We start from the raw sequence: 18,927 nt of genomic DNA on the forward strand, positions 1-18,927 counted from the left end.
GCGGAGCACATCATGGGTGTAGAACGGCGCAAAGGCGAGCGCGTCACCTTCGAGCGCGGTTACAGCGCGCGCATGATGGGCATCGACGGCACCTGGCGCCGCGACTGCACCATCGAGGACGTATCGGAAATCGGCGCCAAGCTGACTATCGAAGGCTCCATCGAAGGCCTGCATCTCAAGGAGTTTTTTCTGCTGCTGTCATCCACGGGCCTCGCCTATCGCCGCTGCGAACTGGCTTGGGTCAATGGCGACCAGGTTGGCGTCAATTTCCTGAAGCAGAGCGACAAAAAGAAAAAGACAGGTCGGCAAAACAGCGTCACGGCGGACACCTGATCCTGGAGCGAATGAAGACAAGCGCGGTGCGGTTTCCGCCCGCATCCCACCATCCAATCCGGCAGCCCCTCCGCTATCATGGGCGCGTCATCATCTCGGGCGCATATCACCGGAGTTATCAGTGCGATTCGCAACGCGACGTGATACGCTTTTGATGGAATCAGAAGCGTGGCCCTATGACTCTGATTTGACGCGTTTTCTTCACGCGAACCGGGTATTCACTTCGCTCGAAACCGCTATAGTTCGCTGAATCGACGATGTGCGTGAGCTAAGACATGCCAGTTACTCCTACCAAAGCCATGGTGCTCGCCGCGGGCCTCGGCCTGCGCATGCGGCCGCTGACCGAGCGGATGCCCAAGCCCATGGTGCCAGTGGCCGGCAAGCCGCTGCTCGATCACGTGCTGGACAAGTTGGCGGAGACCAGCGTCGAAGAAGCGGTCGTTAACGTGCGCTATCTTCCCGATCAGATCATCGATCATGTCGCGCACCGCATCAGGCCGCGGATCGTTATCTCCGACGAGCGCAATGAGGTGCTGGGCACCGGAGGCGCCGTGGTCAAGGCCCTGCCGCTGCTCGGCGAGGCGCCGTTCTTCCATCTCAATGCCGATACGATGTGGATCGACGGCGCGCGTTCCAACCTGATACGGTTGACCGAGGCCTTCGATCCCGCGCGCATGGACATTCTGCTGCTGATGGCGCCGACCGCGAACAGCATCGGCTACAGTGGCAGCGGCGATTACGCTATGCTCTCCAACGGAACGCTTCGCAGGCGGAAAGAAAATCAGGTCGTGCCGTTTGTCTATGCCGGCGCCGCCATTATGTCGCCCGCGTTGTTCGCCGGCACGCCCCTAAGCGAGTTTCCGCTGACGAAGGTGTTCGATCTCGCCAATGAGCGGGACCGGCTGTTCGGACTGCGGCTCGACGGCCTCTGGATGCATGTCGGAACACCCGATGCCGTCCAGGAGGCCGAGAAAGCGGTCCTCGCGGGCGTCATCTGACGCCTGCCTTTCAACCGGTCGCCGCTCCTCTCCCGCTCATGTCATGATATGCCTGATCTCGAATCAGGATTCCTCATGCGCGTCCGCAACGTCCCCGCATCGGCACCGTTTCTACATACCGTCATCACCGCACTGGTCGACGGCGAACTGATCGAGGGATTCCGTCCGCGCGCGCAGCCCGAACGACTTGCCGAGGCCACGCTCTACCTGCCGACCCGCCGCGCCGGCCGCATGGCGCGCGATATCTTCCTCGACGTACTGGATGTCGACGCCGTGATCCTGCCGCGCATCGTCGCGCTCGGCGGAATCGATGAGGACGAACTGGCTTTCGCGCAGGCAGTCTCGCTGTCGCCGGAGACGCTCGAATTGCCGCCGGCGCTCGACGGGCTCGCGCGCCGCCTCGCGCTCGCGCAGCTTATCAATGCATGGGCGAATCGGCTGAAACCCGGTGAGCCGGCGCAGGCGCCGCTGGTTCTCGGCGGCCCGGCCTCGACGCTGACGCTTGCCGAGGATCTCGCGCGACTGATGGATGACATGGCGACGCGCGGCGTGGACTGGCGTGCGCTCGACGGGCTCGTGCCCGAGGCGCTCGACCGCTATTGGCAGCTCACGCTCGATTTCCTGAAGATCGCGCGGGACTACTGGCCGGCTCACCTTCAGGAAAACGGGCGGATCGAACCGATCGCGCGTCGCGATCGCCTGATCGAAGCCGAAGCCGCGCGTCTCCTCGCCCATCATGCGGGACCAGTGATCGCGGCCGGCTCCACCGGCTCGATGCCATCGACTGCAAAACTGCTGCATATTATCGCCACTCTGCCGCAGGGCGCCGTCGTGCTGCCGGGACTCGATACCGACCTCGATGAAGACGCATGGCAACTGATTGGCGGCCGCAAGGATAAAAGCGGCGCATTCATCACGCCGCCCGCCGCCGGTCATCCCCAGTTCGCGCTGCACGGCCTGCTCGCGCGGTTCGGCATCGCGCGACGCGACGTGAGAGCGCTCGGCACCCCTGCGCCATACGGACGCGAGATGCTGGCGTCCGAGGCAATGCGGCCGGCGGAGGCGACCGCGCAATGGCACACCCGGCTTGCCGAGCCCGAGGTCGCCGAGAAAATCGCGGCCGGACTGCAAAGCCTCGCCGTAATCTCGGCCGCCAATCCGGAAATGGAAGCGCTCAGCATCGCCGTTGCCATGCGCGAGGCTCACGACCTGAATAAGACCGCGGCGCTTGTGACTTTCGACCGAGCGTTGGCGCGCCGTGTGATGGCGGCGCTCGGCCGCTGGAATCTCGCCTTTGACGATTCGGGCGGCGACCGGCTGATGGACACATCTACGGGAATCTTCGCACGGTTGGTCGCCGAAACGGCGTGCAACGGTCTGGAGCCGCCGACCCTGCTGGCCCTGCTGAAGCATCCGCTGTGCCGGCTCGGTCGCTCCGCTGGAGGATGGGCGCGCGCGATCACGACACTGGAGCTCGCGATCCTGCGCGGCACCCGGCCGCCGCCGGGCAGCAAGGGACTCGCGGATGAGTTTGCGCAATTCTGCGGCGAACGCGACAAGCTCGATCGCGGCGAGAATTCTTCTCTGCATCGCAGCGAGCCCCGCGCCGCGCTGAAACCGCATCATCTTGACGAAGCCCGCGACCTGATCGCGGCCTTGCAGAACGCACTCACGCCGCTCGAAAGCGACGGAACATCGCGATCGGCGGACTTCACCGTCCTCGCCGAACAGCATCGAGAGGCAATCGACGCGCTGTCGCATGACGATCAAGGCGTTGCCGTCGCATACGACAACCACTCCGGCTCTGCGCTCGCCGAGGCGTTCGGCGATTTGCGCGAGGCAGGCGACCGCAGCGGTTTGACGGTCAAGATCGCGGACTATCCGGAAACGTTCGAGGCCGCGTTCGACGACCGCGTCGTGCGCCGGCCGCAGACCGCGACGGCAAGCCTGCGTATCTACGGGCCGCTGGAAGCGCGCCTCACCCAATGCGACCGCGTCATTCTCGGCGGGCTCAATGAGAGCGTATGGCCGCCCGCGCCGCCGACCGATCCCTGGCTCAGCCGGCCGATGCGACACGAACTCGGGCTCGATCTTCCGGAACGGCGCATCGGACTTTCCGCGCACGATTTCACTCAGCTTCTCGGTGCCGAGGATATCATCCTCAGCCATGCTGCCAAGGCCGGAGGCGCGCCGGCAGTTGCATCCCGTTTCCTGCATCGGCTCGAAGCCGTCGCCGGCACGACACGCTGGACGGCTGCGAAACAGGCGGGAGCGCGATACATTCAATATGCGGAAGCACTCGATCGGCCCGACGAGGTCACACCGGTCGCGAAGCCCGAACCAAAGCCGCCGCGTACGGCGCGGCCGACGCACTTGTCCGTGACCGCGATCGAGGACTGGCTGCGCGATCCCTACACCATCTATGCCAAATACATTCTGAAGCTCCTGCCGCTCGATACCGTTGACATGCCGCTGTCGGCGGCGGACCGCGGCTCGGCGATTCATGACGCGCTCGGCGATTTCACAAAGCTGCATCCGGCAAACCTGCCCGACGATCCACAGGACGTGTTGCGCGCCATCGGCGAAAGCCGTTTCGCGCCGCTCATGCAGCGGCCAGAGGCGCGCGCGCTGTGGTGGCCACGCTTCCAGCGCATCGCGGCGTGGTTCGCGGAATGGGAAGCGTCGCGACGGACGCAACTGGTCAAGATCGACGCCGAGGTTAGCGGCAAGATCGAGATCCCGATCGACGGTGATCGCAACTTTATTCTGTCGGCGCGCGCCGACCGCATCGAGCATCTCATCGACGGCCGCTTTGCCGTTCTCGACTACAAGACCGGCAGCCCACCGAGCAACAAGCAGGTGCGGCTCGCTTTGTCGCCACAGCTTACGCTGGAATCCGCGATCCTGCGCAAGGGCGGCTTCGCGGGCATTCCCCCGGGCGCATCGGTCAGCGAGCTGGTGTATGTCCGGCTTAGCGGCAACAACCCACCCGGCGAGCCACGTCAGATCGATCTCAACAACAGCAAGACCGACAAACAATCGCCGGATCAGGCCGCCGATCGCGCTCTTCAAGAACTCACCGCGCTGATTCGTGCTTTCGACGACGAGCAACAGGGCTATGCATCGCTCGACCTGCCGATGTGGAAAACACGCTACGGTGCCTATGACGATCTCGCACGGGTCAAGGAATGGTCGGCGGCGGGCGGGCTGGGGTTAGAGGAATGGTGAAGGCGTCCCGCCCCGTTCATCCCGACGCCAGCGCGCGCCAACAGCGTGCGTCCGATCCGGCAACCTCGGTGTTCGTGTCCGCCAACGCCGGATCGGGCAAGACTCACGTGCTGGTGCAGCGCGTGATCCGGCTGTTGCTCAACGACGTTCCCCCGGCGCGCATCCTTTGCATCACCTTCACCAAGGCCGCCGCCGCGAACATGGCGGAGCGGGTGTTCTCAACGCTGGGTCACTGGGTCACGCTCGACGACGAGGCGCTGGACGCAGCGCTGCGCGGCGTCGGTATCGCGCAGCCTGACGTGAAATGGCGAGAACGGGCGCGCAAACTGTTTGCATCCGCGCTGGAAACGCCGGGCGGCCTGAAGGTACAGACCATCCACGCGCTGTGCACGCGGCTGTTGCAACAGTTTCCGTTCGAGGCGCAGGTGCCGGCGCGCTTCACCGTGCTCGACGAGCGCGACCAGACCGAGATAATGGAGCGCGCGAGCATCAGTATCATGCTTGATGCTTCGCAAAATCCGGACAGTCCGGCCGGGCGAGCGCTGCGATACGCCATGGGCGCGGCCGCTGATTCGACGCTGCGGGACGTCGTCAACCAGGCCTGTCTCAGCCGCGATCACGTCATGCTCCGGACCGAGGACCGCGGCATCGAGCAGACGATCCGGGATGTTGCCGATGCGCTCGGTGTCGATCCAGCCGAGCTCGTCGAGGATGTCGAGCGCGAGATCGTCGATGGGCCGAACCTACCGCGCGCGCAATGGCTTTCCGCAACTGCGGTGTTTGCGACCGGCAGCTCCTCCGATCAGGATCAGGCGAAACGGCTGCGCGAGGCGCACGCCATGGTGGGAGACGCCGCGCAAGCCGATCGCTATCTCGACGTCTTTTTGACCGGGGATGGCAGCCGGCGCAAATCCCTCGTTACAAAGAAGATCAGCGATGTCCGGCCAGACATCGCTGAAATGCTCGCTCGCGAGTGCACCCGTGTGATCGCGCTGCTCGAACGCAGACGCGCCATCAACATCCGCGACCGCACGCAATCCCTGCTGATCATCGCGACCGCAGTCGCCTCCAACTACCAGCGCGAGAAGCGCGAGCGCAGCCTTCTTGATTACGACGACTTGATCGACAAGACGCTTCGGATGCTGGAGCAGACATCGCCGGGATGGGTCCACTACAAGCTCGATCGCGGCGTGGATCACGTGCTGATCGACGAGGCGCAAGATACGAGTCCAAAGCAATGGGACATTGTCGAGCGCATCATCGCCGAGTTCACCACCGGCGAAGGCGCGCGCGAAGGCGTCAAGCGAACCGTGTTCGCGGTCGGCGACGAGAAGCAGTCGATCTTCTCGTTCCAGGGCGCGGCGCCGCGCGAATTCGACGAGCGGCGATGCAAGCTGGAGCGGAAATTTACCGATGCAAAGCTTCCGTTTCGCAAAGAGGATTTCATCTACTCGTTCCGCTCAGGGAAGACGATCCTCGAGTCGGTCGACCATGTGTTCCGCGATCCGAATATCTATTCCAGCATCCATGCGGTCGGCGCCCATCCCGTGCATGAATCGCTGGCGGACGCCGCACCCGGCATCGTCGACCTCTGGAATCTGGAGGAGCGCGACCCGCGCGAGGAGATCGAGGGCTGGCGCGCGCCGTTCGATCAGGTCACCGCAACCAGCCCCGAGGTCAAACTTGCACGGCGCATCCGGGCCGAGATCAAGACGCTGATCACGCAAGGCACCATGACCGGGCATCTGGGCAACCGTCGCCCACTCGGCTATGGCGATATCCTGGTGCTGGTGCGGCGACGCGGCAACACCTTTGACGCCGTCATCCAGGCGCTGAAGCAATCCGGCATTCCCGTGGCCGGCGCCGACCGCCTCAAGCTGACCGAGCACATCGCGATCATCGACCTGATGAACCTTGCGGATGCGCTGCTGCTGCCGCGGGACGATCTGGCGCTTGCAGTGGCGCTGAAAAGCCCGCTGTTCGGCCTCGACGACGACGACCTGTTCACGCTGGCATGGCAGCGCAAAGGTTCGCTGCGCGACGCACTCGCCGAGCATGCGCCAACTAACGATAAACTCCGTGACGCACTCGAGCGCCTCAAGCGGTGCGAAAGTCGCGCCACACGCGAGACGCCGTTCGCGTTTTTCGCGTGGCTCCTGGGCGGCCAAGGAGAGATCGATGGCGGACGACGGCGCATCCTGCGCCGGCTCGGCCATGAAGCCAATGATGCACTCGATGAGTTTCTTGAACTGGCGCTGACCTATGAGCGCAAGGCCCCCGCGTCGCTGCAAGGCTTCATGGCGTGGTTGCGCGCTGCGGATACCGAGGTGAAGCGCGACATGGAAATTTCGCGCGACGAAGTGCGCGTGATGACCGTGCATGGCGCGAAAGGACTCGAAGCCTCGGTGGTGTTTCTCGCCGACACTTCGACATCGCCAGCCGACACCGAGCGTCTTAGCCTGATTCATATGGCGCGCGGCAATGCTCCCGCCGGCGTTGCCGGCGTGACGATATGGGCCGGCAAGAAGGCCGAGGATCCGCCTTGCGTGGCGCAAGCCCGCGCGGCCATGACCGCGGAAACCGAACACGAATATCGCCGTCTGCTTTACGTCGCGATGACGCGCGCGGCGGACCGCCTGATCATCGGCGGCTGCAAGCCAGGAAACCGCAAAGATGTCCGAAAGTTCTCCTGGTACGACCTGATCGAGACAGGTCTGGGCAATTCCGGCCTTGCGATGCAGGAGTTCGAAACCGCGGCTGGCAAGGTCAAGCGTTTCGCCCGGCCGGGGAAAGCCGAATCGGATGCCGCAGGGCCAGCGCTGCCGGCCGCCGCCGAGATTACGTTGCCGCCGCCCTGGCTGCATCGCATGGCCACGCCGGAAGTGCCCGTAAGCCGAGCGCTACAGCCCTCGGATACTGACGAGGCCACGCTTCACCGCATCCGGACCGACGCCCCCTCCGATCAGCGCCACCGCGCGCGACTGCGTGGCACGCTGGTGCATCGCCTCCTGCAATCCCTGCCGGACTTGCCGCGAGATCGCCGTCGAGACACGGCACTTTCCTATCTCGCGCGCAACGCGAACGACTGGAGCGCCGCCGAGCGCGACGCGCTGGCGGCGCAGGTCATGGCGGTGCTCGATGATGCGAGGTTTGCGCCCGTGTTCGCGACGGGCAGTCGGGCGGAGGTCGCGATTGCCGGAAGGTTGGCGACGCGGCGGGGCGATCCCGTGCTGGTATCCGGTCAGATCGACCGACTCGTAGTAACTCCCGACGAGATTCTGGTCGTCGACTACAAGACCAGCCACGCACCACCCCCGAACGTTGCCGGCGTTCCGCCGGCCTATATCCGCCAGCTCGCGCTCTATCGTGCGGTGCTCGCGAGCCTGTACCCGGAACTGCCCGTCAAGGCGGCGCTACTCTGGACCGAGACGCTTGAAATGATGGAGATTTCAGCCGCGGCGCTGGATGCTGGCTTGGAAGCGATCATCTCGGTGTGAGAAACCTTGACCCGGGAAGATCGCCTTCTTACCTTGATCCGCAGTTCACGTGCATTCGTTCGTAGCGCACGATCTCATCGACACAACGAGGTATTCCATGGCTGTTGGCAAGGTTTCGGACGCCAATTTCGAAGCGGAAGTGCTCAAGGCGACTGGCCCGGTCGTGGTGGATTTCTGGGCGGAGTGGTGCGGCCCTTGCCGCATGATCGGCCCGGTGCTGGACGAAATCTCCAGCGCAATGGGCAGCAAGGTCAAGATCGTGAAGCTGAACGTCGACGAGAGCCCGAGGACGGCCTCGAAATACGGCGTGATGTCGATTCCAACGCTGATGATCTTCAAGGACGGCGAGCTGGCCTCGCGTCAGGTCGGCGCCGCACCGAAGCAAAAACTGGAGCAGTGGATCACCGCCACGGTCTGATCTTTTCGCACCGAATCCCACAAACGGCCGGCTCAGCGCCGGCCGTTTTGTTTGCGTCTGGAGTTTGACGCGTTTTCTTCCCGCGAACCGGATTCCACTTCGCTCGAAAACGCTATAGCAGGTGTCGCGCTTTTTCCTTTCCCTTGCGAGAGGGGACAGGGAGTCAGATGGGCGGCGTGCCGTTCTCCGCCAGCACGTGGCCGGCGAGATACAGCGATCCGGCGATCAGAATGCGCGGCGGAATTTCGTAGGCGAGACGCGCAACCGATTGCAGCGCGGCCCCAACGCTCGCCGCGGTTTCGGCGCGCATGTCGAGCGCGCGCACCGCTTCCGCCAGGACCTCCGGAGACATCGCGTTCTCCATGTTCGGAATCGGCACGGCAATGACATGGCGCGTCAGGCCGGCGAAGTTGGCGAGAAAGCCCCGCGCGTCCTTGTTGCCCATCATGCCTGTTATCACCACCAGCGGACGCGACAGCCGCTCCTCAAGATCGCCGAGTGCCGCCGCCGCGACCCGCCCGCCATCGGCGTTGTGGCCGCCGTCGAGCCAAAGCTCGGCGTCGCGTGGCGCCTGATCCACGATCCGACCGGATGTCAGCCGCTGCATCCGCGCCGGCCATTCCGCGCCGGTAACGCCGCGCTCGAACGCCGTTGTCTCGATGCTGAACCGGTCCTGCGCCCGCAGCGTCGCGATCGCAAGGCCCGCATTGTCGAATTGATGCCGGCCGAACAGCCGAGGGGCGGCAAGGTCGAGCAGACCGCGTTCGTCCTGATAGACCAGTCGCCCGTGTTCCACGTGGACGTGCCAGTCCTGGCCGGCGGCGTGCAGCGGGCTGCGCATCTGCTTCGCCCGCTGCTCGATCACAGCCTGCGCCTCCAGCAATTGTTCGGCGGAGATCACCGGCACGCCACGCTTGATGATGCCGGCTTTCTCGCCGGCAATCTGCATCAGCGTTCCGCCGAGAAACTCAACATGATCGATGCCGACCGGCGTGATAACGCTCGCCAGCGGCGTTTCGACGACGTTGGTGCTATCGAGCCGGCCACCGAGGCCGACCTCAAGCAGCAGCACGTCGGCGGGATTTTTCGCAAACAGCAGAAAGGCCGCCGCCGTTTTCATCTCGAAAAGAGTAAGCGGATCGCCGCCATTAGCGCGCTCGCATTCAAGCAGCGCGTCACGCAATGGGTCATCGGCGACCAGCGTTCCGGCCAACCGCACGCATTCGTTGATCCGCACCAGGTAAGGCGAGGTAAAGACGTGCACGCGCAAACCTGCAGCCTCGAGAATCGCGCGCAGGTAGGCAATGGTCGAACCCTTGCCGTTGGTGCCGGCGACATGAATGACCGGCGGCAGCTTGCGTTCGGGATGACAGAGCCGGTCGAGGATGCGCCACATCCGACCGAGCGTGAGATCGATCTTTTTCGGATGCAGCTTCGAGATCCCCGCAACAACGTCGTCGAGCGGCGTTTGGCGGGGCGGAACGGCGCTCACGCCGGAGGTGCGGCTGGCGTCGCCGGCGGAGTCTCCGGAACGGCAGCCGGTTCGGCCGGCTCATCCGGCTCGACAGGAGAAGCTGGTTCTGGCGCCGCCTCGATCGTTTCCGGCGCCTTGGTCAACAGCCGGCACAGCCGCGCCAGCGTCGGCCGCAACTCGTGACGATGCACCACCATGTCGATCATGCCGTGGTCGCGCAAATATTCGGCACGCTGAAAACCCTCCGGCAGTTTCTCGCGGATGGTCTGCTCGATGACCCGGGCTCCGGCGAAGCCGATCAGCGCGCCGGGCTCCGCGATCTGAACGTCCCCGAGCATCGCATAGGAGGCCGTGACGCCGCCGGTGGTCGGATTCGTCAGCACCACGATATAGGGCTGGCATGCCTCGCGCAGCATCTGTACCGCGACCGTGGTGCGGGGCAGCTGCATCAATGACAGCACGCCTTCCTGCATCCGCGCGCCGCCCGAAGCCGCGAACACGATGAAGGGGCATTGTTTTTCGACCGCAAGTTCGAGACCTCGCACGATCGCCTCGCCCGCCGCCATGCCGAGCGAGCCGCCCATGAAATCGAAGTCCTGCACCGCGACCACGACGGCGGCGCCTTCCAGCTTGCCGAACCCGACCTTCACGGAATCATGGAGCCCGGTCTTGGCGCGGGCGTCCTTGATGCGGTCGACATACTTGCGCTCGTCGCGGAATTTCAGCGGATCTGCAGGCACCTCCGGCAACGCCACATCGTACCAAGTCTCGTTATCGAAGATCGAGCTCAGCCGCGCATCCGCGCTCATGCGCATGTGATAGTTCGATCCGGGGATGACGAACTGGTTGCTCTCGACGTCCTTGTAGAACACGAGCTGCCCGGTGTCGGGACACTTGATCCAGAGATTATCCGGCGTTTCCCGCTTGAGGATATTGCGGATTTTCGGCCGGACGACGTTAGTCAACCAATTCATCGAAGACGCTCCATAAGCGAGCAGCAATACCCCCGGTGCGGTAGCGGCCGGCGCAAGGCAAAGGGGCGCTCCGCCGGAGTTTTCTAGAGCATTTCGCTCTGATTGAATCAGAAGCTCTAGATTGTTGTTTTGACACGCTTTCTTTACACGAACCGGTATCCACGTCGCTCGAAAACGCTATAGCTTAAATAACGCGAAGGAGCGACCCCTCTCGGCCTTCTCGCGCATAGATGCGGCTTGGGTCCCTCTTCCGCAAGGGAGTGTTGAAACCGGTATTTTCGGGCCTTCCGTCCCAATTCTGATAGAGGGATGGCGCCGAAAATCCCTACACACCTTTCCTCAACCGCTTTTGGCGGACCGTACGCCCTCGGCCAGCGACGCCGCGAGACCGGCGACCGCGTTGACCGTTTCGGCCGTCGCCTTGCCTTCGGCGTCAAGGCTGCCGCTGAGCACATCCACCAGCGCCGAGCCGACCACCGCGCCGTCGGAGCGTTCGGCGATACCACGCGCCGCATCCGGGGTGCGAATGCCGAAGCCGACGCAGACCGGCAGGCTCGTATGGCGCTTGATGCGCCCGACCGCCTCGCCGACTGCCGCCGAATTCGCCGCCGCGCTGCCGGTGATCCCGGTGATCGAGACGTAGTACACGAAGCCGGACGTATTCGCGAGCACCGCCGGCAACCGCTTGTCATCAGTCGTTGGCGTTGCGAGGCGAATGAAATTCAACCCGGCTTTCATCGCCGGGATGCACAATTCGGAGTCTTCCTCCGGCGGCAGATCGACGACGATCAGACCGTCGATGCCGGCTGCCTTCGCATCGTCAAGAAATTTCTCGACGCCGTAGATGTAGATAGGATTGTAGTAACCCATCAGCACGATCGGCGTCGAATCGTCGTCTTTCCGGAAATCGCGGATCATCTGGAGGGTCTTGGTCAGCGTCATGCCCGCCTTCAGCGCCCGCAGGCCCGCGGCCTGGATGACCCGACCATCCGCCATCGGATCGGTGAAGGGCATTCCGATTTCGATGATATCCGCGCCGGCCTTGGGCAGCGCCTTGATGATAGCGAGCGAGGTCACGGGGTCGGGATCGCCCGCCATCAAAAAGGTGACGAAGGCCGAGCGGTCCTGCTTCCGCAACTCAGCAAAGCGCGTGTCGATACGGGTGGTCACTTCTTCCTGCCCTTCAGAATGTCGCCGACCTGCGGCACGTCCTTGTCGCCGCGGCCCGAGAGGTTGACCACCATCAGATGATCCTTCGGTCGCTCGGGTGCGAGTTCGATGACCCGCGCGATCGCATGCGACGATTCCAGCGCCGGGATGATGCCCTCCAGCCGCGTGAGCAGCTGAAACGCCGCCAGGGCCTCCTCGTCGGTCGCGGAGAGATACGTGACGCGACCGGTCTCGTGCAGCCACGAATGCTCCGGACCGATGCCGGGATAATCCAGCCCCGCGGAAATGGAATGCGCGTCCTGAATCTGGCCGTCGTCATTCATCAAGAGATAGGTGCGGTTGCCGTGCAGCACGCCCGGCCGTCCACCTGTGAGCGAAGCCGCATGCAGCTTATCGAGGCCGTGGCCCGCGGCCTCGACGCCGAAAATCTCCACCGAGGATTCGTCGAGGAAAGGATGGAATAACCCCATCGCGTTGGAGCCGCCGCCGATGCAGGCGACCAGCGAATCCGGCAAACGGCCCTCGGCCTCCTGCATCTGCTGGCGGGTTTCGTCGCCGATGATCGACTGGAAGTCGCGCACCATCATCGGATAAGGATGCGGCCCCGCCACCGTGCCGATGCAATAGAAGGTGTCGTGCACGTTGGTCACCCAGTCGCGCAGCGCCTCGTTCAGCGCATCCTTCAGCGTGCGGGTGCCGGACTGCACCGGCACCACTTTGGCGCCAAGCATTTCCATGCGGATGACGTTTGGCTCCTGCCGCGCCACATCCACCGCACCCATATAGACCACGCAGTCGAGGCCGAAGCGCGCGCATAGCGTTGCGGTGGCAACGCCGTGCTGTCCGGCTCCGGTCTCGGCGATGATGCGCTTCTTGCCCATGCGCCGCGCCACCAGAATCTGGCCGAGCACGTTATTGACCTTGTGCGAACCTGTGTGGTTCAGCTCCTCGCGCTTCAGGTAGACTTTCGCGCCGCCTGAGCGACCCGAGGCCGCGGCAATCTCCCGAAGATGCTCGGTGAGACGCTCGGCGAAATACAAGGGCGACGGCCGGCCGATGTAGTCCTTGCGATAGCGCGCCATGTCGCGCTGGAACGAGGCGTCGACCCTGGCATCGGCATAGGCCTGCTCAAGATCGAGGATCAACGGCATCAGCGTTTCCGCCACAAAGCGACCGCCGAATATGCCGAAGTGCCCGCGTTCGTCGGGGCCGGACCGGAAGGAGTTGGGGAGGGAATTCATTTTCACCCTTCGTCATGGCCGGATTTATTCCGGCCATCCACGTCTTGCTTGCTGTGAATCTCGATAGAGGTTGATGCCCGCGGCGCAGACAAATTTACGCAATCTACGACTGCTCTGCGCGAGCATGACGGCTGCCGTAGTGCTCCGGGACTACTCCACATGCGAGGTCACTTCGCGCAAACTGGTTTCCGCCGCTCGCGCGGCACGAATGAAATCTCCGATCATTCCAGCATCCTTGACCCCCGGCGAGCTTTCCACGCCTGACGAGACATCGACCCCGCCAGCGCGGGTGATGCACACCGCATCGTGAATATTGCCTGCGGCCAGACCTCCCGACAGCATGAATGGCACTTCGAGGGACAGATGTTCCAGAAGGCGCCAGTCGAAGGGCATGCCGAGTCCGCCCGGCCGGGTCGCGTCCTTTGGCGGACGCGCATCGAACAGCAGGCGGTCGGCGACGGCGGCATAGCCCGGCAGCTCTGCAAGATCGGCGGCGGTTTCAACGCCGATCGCCTTCATCACGGGCAGGCCGAACAGCCGCTTGATCTCGCGGATACGGGCAACGGTTTCCTTGCCATGCAGTTGCAGCAGATCCGGCCGCATGGCCTCGATGATTCCACTCAACGTCGCATCGTCGGCGTCGACGGTCAGGGCCACCTTGCCCGCCCGGCCTCGCACCTGCGGGCTGAGCTCGCGCGCGCGCTGAAGCTCAAGATGCCGCGGCGACGGTGGAAAGAATACGAAGCCCACCATATCGGCGCCGGCTTGCAAAGCAGCGTCAAGCGTCTCAATGGTGGACAGGCCGCATATCTTGACGATCAGGGGCATGGTCTCGAATGATCCGGCGCAAGCCGGCCGATCGCCGCTATCAAGCGCGATGGGAGTTCTACAACGTCGCAAGCGGCTTGTCTCGCCCGGGCGAGAACGCCATTTGAACGTTCTTTTCCTTGCGGCCGGAGGCCAATCACAATGATTTGGATCGAATCGATCCAAAAGGGCGCTATCCGGTCCGCCGGGTTAAGTCCGGCAACCGCGACGTCTCACGCGACTCGTAGCGTGATCGCAGATCGGCCAGTTCCACGCGCGCTTCTCGCGCATCCGTCTCGTACTGGCGAGACGTATGCCGCCAACGGCGCTGCCTGAGCCAAGTCGCGACGCTCCCGGCTACCACGCCGAAAATCGCAACCGCGATAATGAGAATGAACAGCGGCAGCGTGACGCCGGTCTCAGGGTCTTTTCCACCGAAGGGATCGAACGTCACCGTCACCAAGTGGCGATTGGCGAACGCGAACACGATGAAAAGGACACCAAGCGGAATCAGGATCAAGCCGGTGAGGAATTTGCGCATGATCTCTCTCGCGACGCAGCGTCAGTCGGCAATCGTGCTGACAGGGTTCACTCGCCGATTGATGGGGCCGCTCCCCTGAACGTTTCTACGCGCTCGCTTCGCTCGTCGCATTCTCGCGATTGAGCCGCTCACGCATCTCCTTACCGGTCTTGAAAAACGGTACACTTTTCTGATCGACCGGGACGTGTTCTCCCGTACGCGGATTACGGCCCGCGCGGGCAGGACGATGTTTAACTGAAAACGCACCAAAACCACGCAACTCGACGCGATCACCCCGCGCAAGAGCGGCGACAATCTCATCGAGGATCGCGTTCACGATGTTCTCCACATCCCGCTGGTAGAGGTGCGGGTTGTGTTCGGCGATGCGTTGAACGAGTTCGGATTTGATCATCGAGACTGAGGCCCGTGCGTGGGAGGCCCATTTCCTTGGAAATGGTCAGGACTGTCAAGACGCTAAATGCGATTCGGGCCGTTAGAGAAACCCGCCGCGATGCCTTGCATCGCAGCATCCGAGGTTCCTCGTGGCGCAAAATGCCCGCTCACGACCGGCTCGGACCTCAGTTCGACGGTGCGGGCTGCCATAATGCCAGCATTCCATTGAGATTAAGGCGATCTGCCGCTCCCACGATACCGGTCTGCTCAACCTGTCGAGCGATACCGCTCAATCCCAGCGCGTCAAACGCCACCGACGCGGCGGTGCGAATAAACGTCAGATCGGTCAAACGCGGCGACAACTTGAAATCGCGCACCGGCAGGTCGGGCGCGACTTTCTTTTCCGCCACAAGCCACGCGATAGCAGCCTTTTCGTCGCCAAGCTGATCGACCAACTTGAGGTCTACCGCCTGCCGTCCGGTGAAAACGCGCCCATCGGCGACTTTCTCGAGCTGCGCATCATCCATGCCGCGCCGGTTCTGCACCAGACCGCGAAACCAGGCGTAGGAATCCTTCACCAGGGCATCGATCGCGGCCCGCGCCTCTGGACTGGTCGGTTCAAATCCGTTCGGGGCCGCTTTCAGCGGCGACGATTTCACCTCCTCAACCTTGACCCCGACGGTTTTCAGAAGGTCGGTGAAATTCGGATACTGAAACAACACGCCAATCGAGCCGACCAGCGCTGTCTGCTGCGCAACGATGTGATCGGAGGCGAGCGCCGCGATATATCCGCCCGACGCGCCGAGCCCTTCCACCACCACGACCATCGGTTTCTTGGCCTTCAGGCGCGTCAGGGCGTCGTAAAGCTCTTCGGACCCGGCGGTGGTGCCGCCCGGCGAGTTGATGTGGACGATGACCGCGGGTGCGTTCGACTTTCCGAGTCGCTCCAGCGCCTCGACTCGCTTCTGGTCGCTGCGAATCAGACCGTCGATGCTGACACGCTGGATCGCGGAGGCGCCGGTCAGCTTTCCACCCCAAGGCGTGGCGTAAGCGCCGACTGCGACGACAGCGCCGATCACGATCAAAGCCGACGCCACGCGCCAGAAGGTAAGCTTGCGGCGCAACCTGCGGCGATCGACGATCACGTCGGATTCCATCGACATCGACATTTCTCCTCAACGACTATTGCGGTCGATCACACCGTCGCCGGTGCATGACATTTGGGCTCGTCAAACTACACCAATCGCGGCGTAATATGAAGAAAGCATGGCCGGCTCCGATCATGCGCCGGAACGTGAAACCGCGCCGTTTCACCTGGCCGTTTGACCTGGCTCCCGGCTAGCGGCTGCGCCGGTCCGGCGTGATTAACTCAGGTCGCGGCCCCGACAACCGCTTGTGCAGGTGGACCATGAAGGCCATGCCGAACAGCGGCGTAGCCAGATTGACGATCGGAATCGCCACGAAAGCTGCGATGACGAGGCCGGCCACAAACACTGTAGAGGCGTTATCGCGACGCATCGCCTTGGCCTCCGCCGGTGAACGGAACCGCATCGCCGCAAGCTCGAAATATTCCCGGCCGAGCAACCACGCCGTTGCAACGAAGAACACGATCACGCCCACGCCCACGAACACGAACGGCAACGCAATCAGATAGACGAGCAGCGTCAGCAGTGCTGTCTTGACGCCCTCGGCCATCGCAAGGCCGATCGGCAATGCCGCGCCTGAACGGTCGGCTGGATAATGCTCGTGCTCGACGATCTCCGCGACGTCGTCGACGAACACGCCAGCAACCAGCGAGGTGATCGCAGGCATCAGAAACACCGCGCCGAACACGATGCCTAAGCCTGCGGCAATTGAAAGGACCCAGGCGAGAATATTGAGCGGTGTGTGGAAGGCCGGCCCCAGCATGGTTTCCGCCCAGAGTTCGCTCGATCCGGCAAGCCAGCTCAAGAGCCGCTGCAGTCCGACTGAGACCACGACGATCAGCACAAGCGCAAGCCCTATCGCGCGCCACAGAATGGCGCGCATCGGCGGCGACAGTATTTGCATAAGGGCGTTGACAGCAGCGCCGATCATGAGGGTGCGTTTCCCCAAGGAATCCTGCGCTCAGATAAACACCGCGATCCGCGCCGGCAAGAGCACGGAACGACGACGACCGCGTCGAGGAGCGCGAATGCTGCAAGCGAGATGCGAACTTCGGACTGGGGCACAAGAGCGGGATGAGAAAAGTGTGGAGCGGCTTTCCGTAAAACGCGTCAGATAAAACCGTAGAGCCACGCTTTTGATTCTTTCAAACGCGGAAAGGCTCTAGGTGGCGTAGGTCTGCGCGCCCGCGAGTTCGGCCGCGACCATGGCGCCAAGCGCCATGTCACTCTGCTGACCGAAGCCGTGATGAACAATGCGGCCGTTACGGCCGATCAGGATGCTGGTCGGCGTGCCCTGCATTCCATATCGGCCCATGGTGACGGGCAGCGGGGTGCCGTCGCCCGCGACATCGACGCCGATCGGAAACGTCAGCCGGTATTCGTGAATAAAAGCCTGAAGCGAAATCGGCGTCATTGCAGCATGATGTTCGAATACCGTGTGCAGACCGATCACCTGAAGATCGGTCGCTTTAAACAACTCATAGGCGCGCTGCGTCTGCGGCGTGCCATGCGCGACACAGCCGGGACATAGCATCTGGAAAGCATGGAGCAACACCGGGCGGCCGCGCAGTGCAGCCAGCGTCAGGGGCTCGGCCGTGTTGAACCATTGCGAGACGGCAAGTTCGGGAGCGGTGATGTCGGCGTCGGTCATGGAATTGCCTCGCGAGGCCATTTGAGGACCGGATTCGGCACGCTCTCCGCGTCGGATGTTGCGGCGGGCACGCAGGACTGATGTCGCGGCCGCGGCGAGGAGCTTTCGTCGGCGATCATTTCTTCGACCGGCGCGGGAGCGAACGACGGAGCGCCTGCCCCGACTTGAATCGGGTCCAAAACACCCGCCACTTCCGCGAGCGGCTTCTGCTTGTCGGCCCAATGGAGCGAGAGGTAATCGAACCCCCGCACGATCGTGGGCTTGACGATCTCGAAATAGGGCGAGATGTCGAAATCTCGCGGCATATAGAGCGAGGAATCGCGAATATGCAGAATCTCGCGCCGGGCGTTGCGACTGCCGGCGCGGGTGATCTTCGGCAGGATCGGATAGCGCACCGCGCCGAACGCCTGCGCAATCAACGCCGAGCAGATAATTTTGGTCGGATCGCCGGACCCGAACGCGATCATGCGCCGCCGCCAACGCTGCGGCACCGGCAGCGGAATCAGGTAACGCATCAGATCAATGATGTTCTTGGTGTCGTAGCCGAAGCCGATCCGGTTGATGGCGTAGCGGCACACCGTGACGCGATCCTCGTGCGACAGCCCGACCGGGCGGCACAACCGGGTATGATACGGAAGATATTTCGATAGCGGCGCCGAGATGACGCCTTCGCCGACATTGGCCTCGATCAGCACATGCGACTCGCCATCGGGCTCACAGGCGCCGTCGATCGGGCCGACATAAAGCGCGGCATGCGACCATGTCGATTGCGTCAGATACTTGATGATGCCGGAAATACGGCTATTGCCTTCGACCAGGAGAACGTCGCCCTCCTGAATGAGGCCGCGCACGCGCTCCGGATCGCTCGGCGTGAACGGCTCGTACCCCGGCAGCTCCTTCTGGAGGTACGCCGCAATCCATTTTCCGACCGTATCGAGCACGAAACCCATGGCAGTCTCTCTCCGCCTTTCGACCTGACCGGTTTTCCCTCCTTACCATGGCCAAAACCCGTTGCAATTCGGTTCATAGCTGCGATCGCGAAATAACCATCGATTCACCATGAACAGTTGCCGCAGGC

The 18,927-nt window shown here is 63.2% G+C and carries 16 protein-coding genes; 5 read left to right on the top strand and 11 right to left on the bottom strand.

Annotation, left to right across the window (positions count from 1 at the left end; genetic code table 11):
• The first annotated feature begins 12 nt into the window (after positions 1 to 12).
• The 5 genes from ACZ5IL_RS00945 (at position 13) to trxA (ending at position 8,474) form a co-directional block, all read left to right on the top strand.
• Entirely contained in the window at positions 13 to 333 is a 321-nt protein-coding gene (locus ACZ5IL_RS00945) for a PilZ domain-containing protein (protein ID WP_425907372.1), read from the top strand.
• Between the two features lie 275 nt (positions 334 to 608).
• Positions 609 to 1,331, top strand: coding sequence for a nucleotidyltransferase family protein (locus ACZ5IL_RS00950; protein WP_464594615.1), 723 nt, complete (start codon positions 609 to 611; stop codon positions 1,329 to 1,331).
• A gap of 75 nt (positions 1,332 to 1,406) precedes the next feature.
• Entirely contained in the window at positions 1,407 to 4,559 is a 3,153-nt protein-coding gene (gene addB / locus ACZ5IL_RS00955; RefSeq protein WP_464594616.1) for a double-strand break repair protein AddB, read from the top strand.
• On the top strand, positions 4,553 to 8,056 hold the full coding sequence (addA, locus tag ACZ5IL_RS00960; protein ID WP_464594617.1) for a double-strand break repair helicase AddA: 3,504 nt from the start codon (positions 4,553 to 4,555) through the stop codon (positions 8,054 to 8,056). The genes addB and addA overlap by 7 nt, the downstream gene beginning before the upstream one ends.
• Before the next feature lie 97 nt (positions 8,057 to 8,153).
• Positions 8,154 to 8,474, top strand: a complete 321-nt coding sequence (trxA, locus tag ACZ5IL_RS00965) for a thioredoxin (protein WP_011313390.1) — start codon at positions 8,154 to 8,156, stop codon at positions 8,472 to 8,474.
• Between the two features lie 163 nt (positions 8,475 to 8,637).
• Here the strand turns inward: trxA and ACZ5IL_RS00970 are convergent, their stop codons facing one another.
• The 11 genes from ACZ5IL_RS00970 to ACZ5IL_RS01020 form a co-directional block, all read right to left on the bottom strand.
• Positions 8,638 to 9,966 carry a bifunctional folylpolyglutamate synthase/dihydrofolate synthase gene (locus ACZ5IL_RS00970; protein WP_464594619.1) on the bottom strand — a complete coding sequence of 443 codons (1,329 nt, stop codon included), beginning with the start codon at positions 9,964 to 9,966 and terminating at the stop codon, positions 8,638 to 8,640.
• Positions 9,963 to 10,922 (bottom strand): acetyl-CoA carboxylase, carboxyltransferase subunit beta, encoded by a 960-nt coding sequence (gene accD, locus ACZ5IL_RS00975; RefSeq protein WP_464594620.1) that lies wholly within the window; start codon positions 10,920 to 10,922, stop codon positions 9,963 to 9,965. Before accD ends, ACZ5IL_RS00970 begins: the two co-directional genes overlap by 4 nt.
• Positions 10,923 to 11,261: 339 nt before the next feature.
• On the bottom strand, positions 11,262 to 12,092 hold the full coding sequence (gene trpA, locus ACZ5IL_RS00980) for a tryptophan synthase subunit alpha (RefSeq protein ID WP_079445108.1): 831 nt from the start codon (positions 12,090 to 12,092) through the stop codon (positions 11,262 to 11,264).
• Positions 12,089 to 13,333, bottom strand: coding sequence for a tryptophan synthase subunit beta (gene trpB / locus ACZ5IL_RS00985; protein WP_464594622.1), 1,245 nt, complete (start codon positions 13,331 to 13,333; stop codon positions 12,089 to 12,091). Before trpB ends, trpA begins: the two co-directional genes overlap by 4 nt.
• Before the next feature lie 150 nt (positions 13,334 to 13,483).
• Positions 13,484 to 14,161, bottom strand: coding sequence for a phosphoribosylanthranilate isomerase (locus tag ACZ5IL_RS00990; RefSeq protein WP_464594623.1), 678 nt, complete (start codon positions 14,159 to 14,161; stop codon positions 13,484 to 13,486).
• Positions 14,162 to 14,333: 172 nt separating this feature from the next.
• Positions 14,334 to 14,681, bottom strand: coding sequence for a LapA family protein (locus tag ACZ5IL_RS00995; protein ID WP_464594624.1), 348 nt, complete (start codon positions 14,679 to 14,681; stop codon positions 14,334 to 14,336).
• Positions 14,682 to 14,766: 85 nt separating this feature from the next.
• Entirely contained in the window at positions 14,767 to 15,072 is a 306-nt protein-coding gene (locus tag ACZ5IL_RS01000; RefSeq protein ID WP_009796612.1) for an integration host factor subunit beta, read from the bottom strand.
• A 166-nt stretch (positions 15,073 to 15,238) separates the two neighbouring features.
• A complete protein-coding gene (gene sppA, locus ACZ5IL_RS01005; RefSeq protein WP_464594625.1) occupies positions 15,239 to 16,216 on the bottom strand; it encodes a signal peptide peptidase SppA in 978 nt (325 codons plus the stop codon).
• Between the two features lie 175 nt (positions 16,217 to 16,391).
• Positions 16,392 to 17,129: a sulfate transporter family protein gene (locus ACZ5IL_RS01010; RefSeq protein WP_464594626.1), complete on the bottom strand. Its 738-nt coding sequence runs from the start codon at positions 17,127 to 17,129 to the stop codon at positions 16,392 to 16,394.
• 231 nt (positions 17,130 to 17,360) lie between these two features.
• The gene (locus ACZ5IL_RS01015; RefSeq protein WP_464594627.1) at positions 17,361 to 17,849 is read right to left on the bottom strand and encodes a peroxiredoxin family protein; all 489 of its coding nucleotides are present in this window, start codon (positions 17,847 to 17,849) and stop codon (positions 17,361 to 17,363) included.
• Positions 17,846 to 18,799 (bottom strand): YiiX/YebB-like N1pC/P60 family cysteine hydrolase, encoded by a 954-nt coding sequence (locus ACZ5IL_RS01020; RefSeq protein WP_464594628.1) that lies wholly within the window; start codon positions 18,797 to 18,799, stop codon positions 17,846 to 17,848. The genes ACZ5IL_RS01015 and ACZ5IL_RS01020 overlap by 4 nt, the downstream gene beginning before the upstream one ends.
• Between the last annotated feature and the right edge of the window lie 128 nt (positions 18,800 to 18,927).

The organism is Nitrobacter sp. CN101 (genome assembly GCF_055390255.1).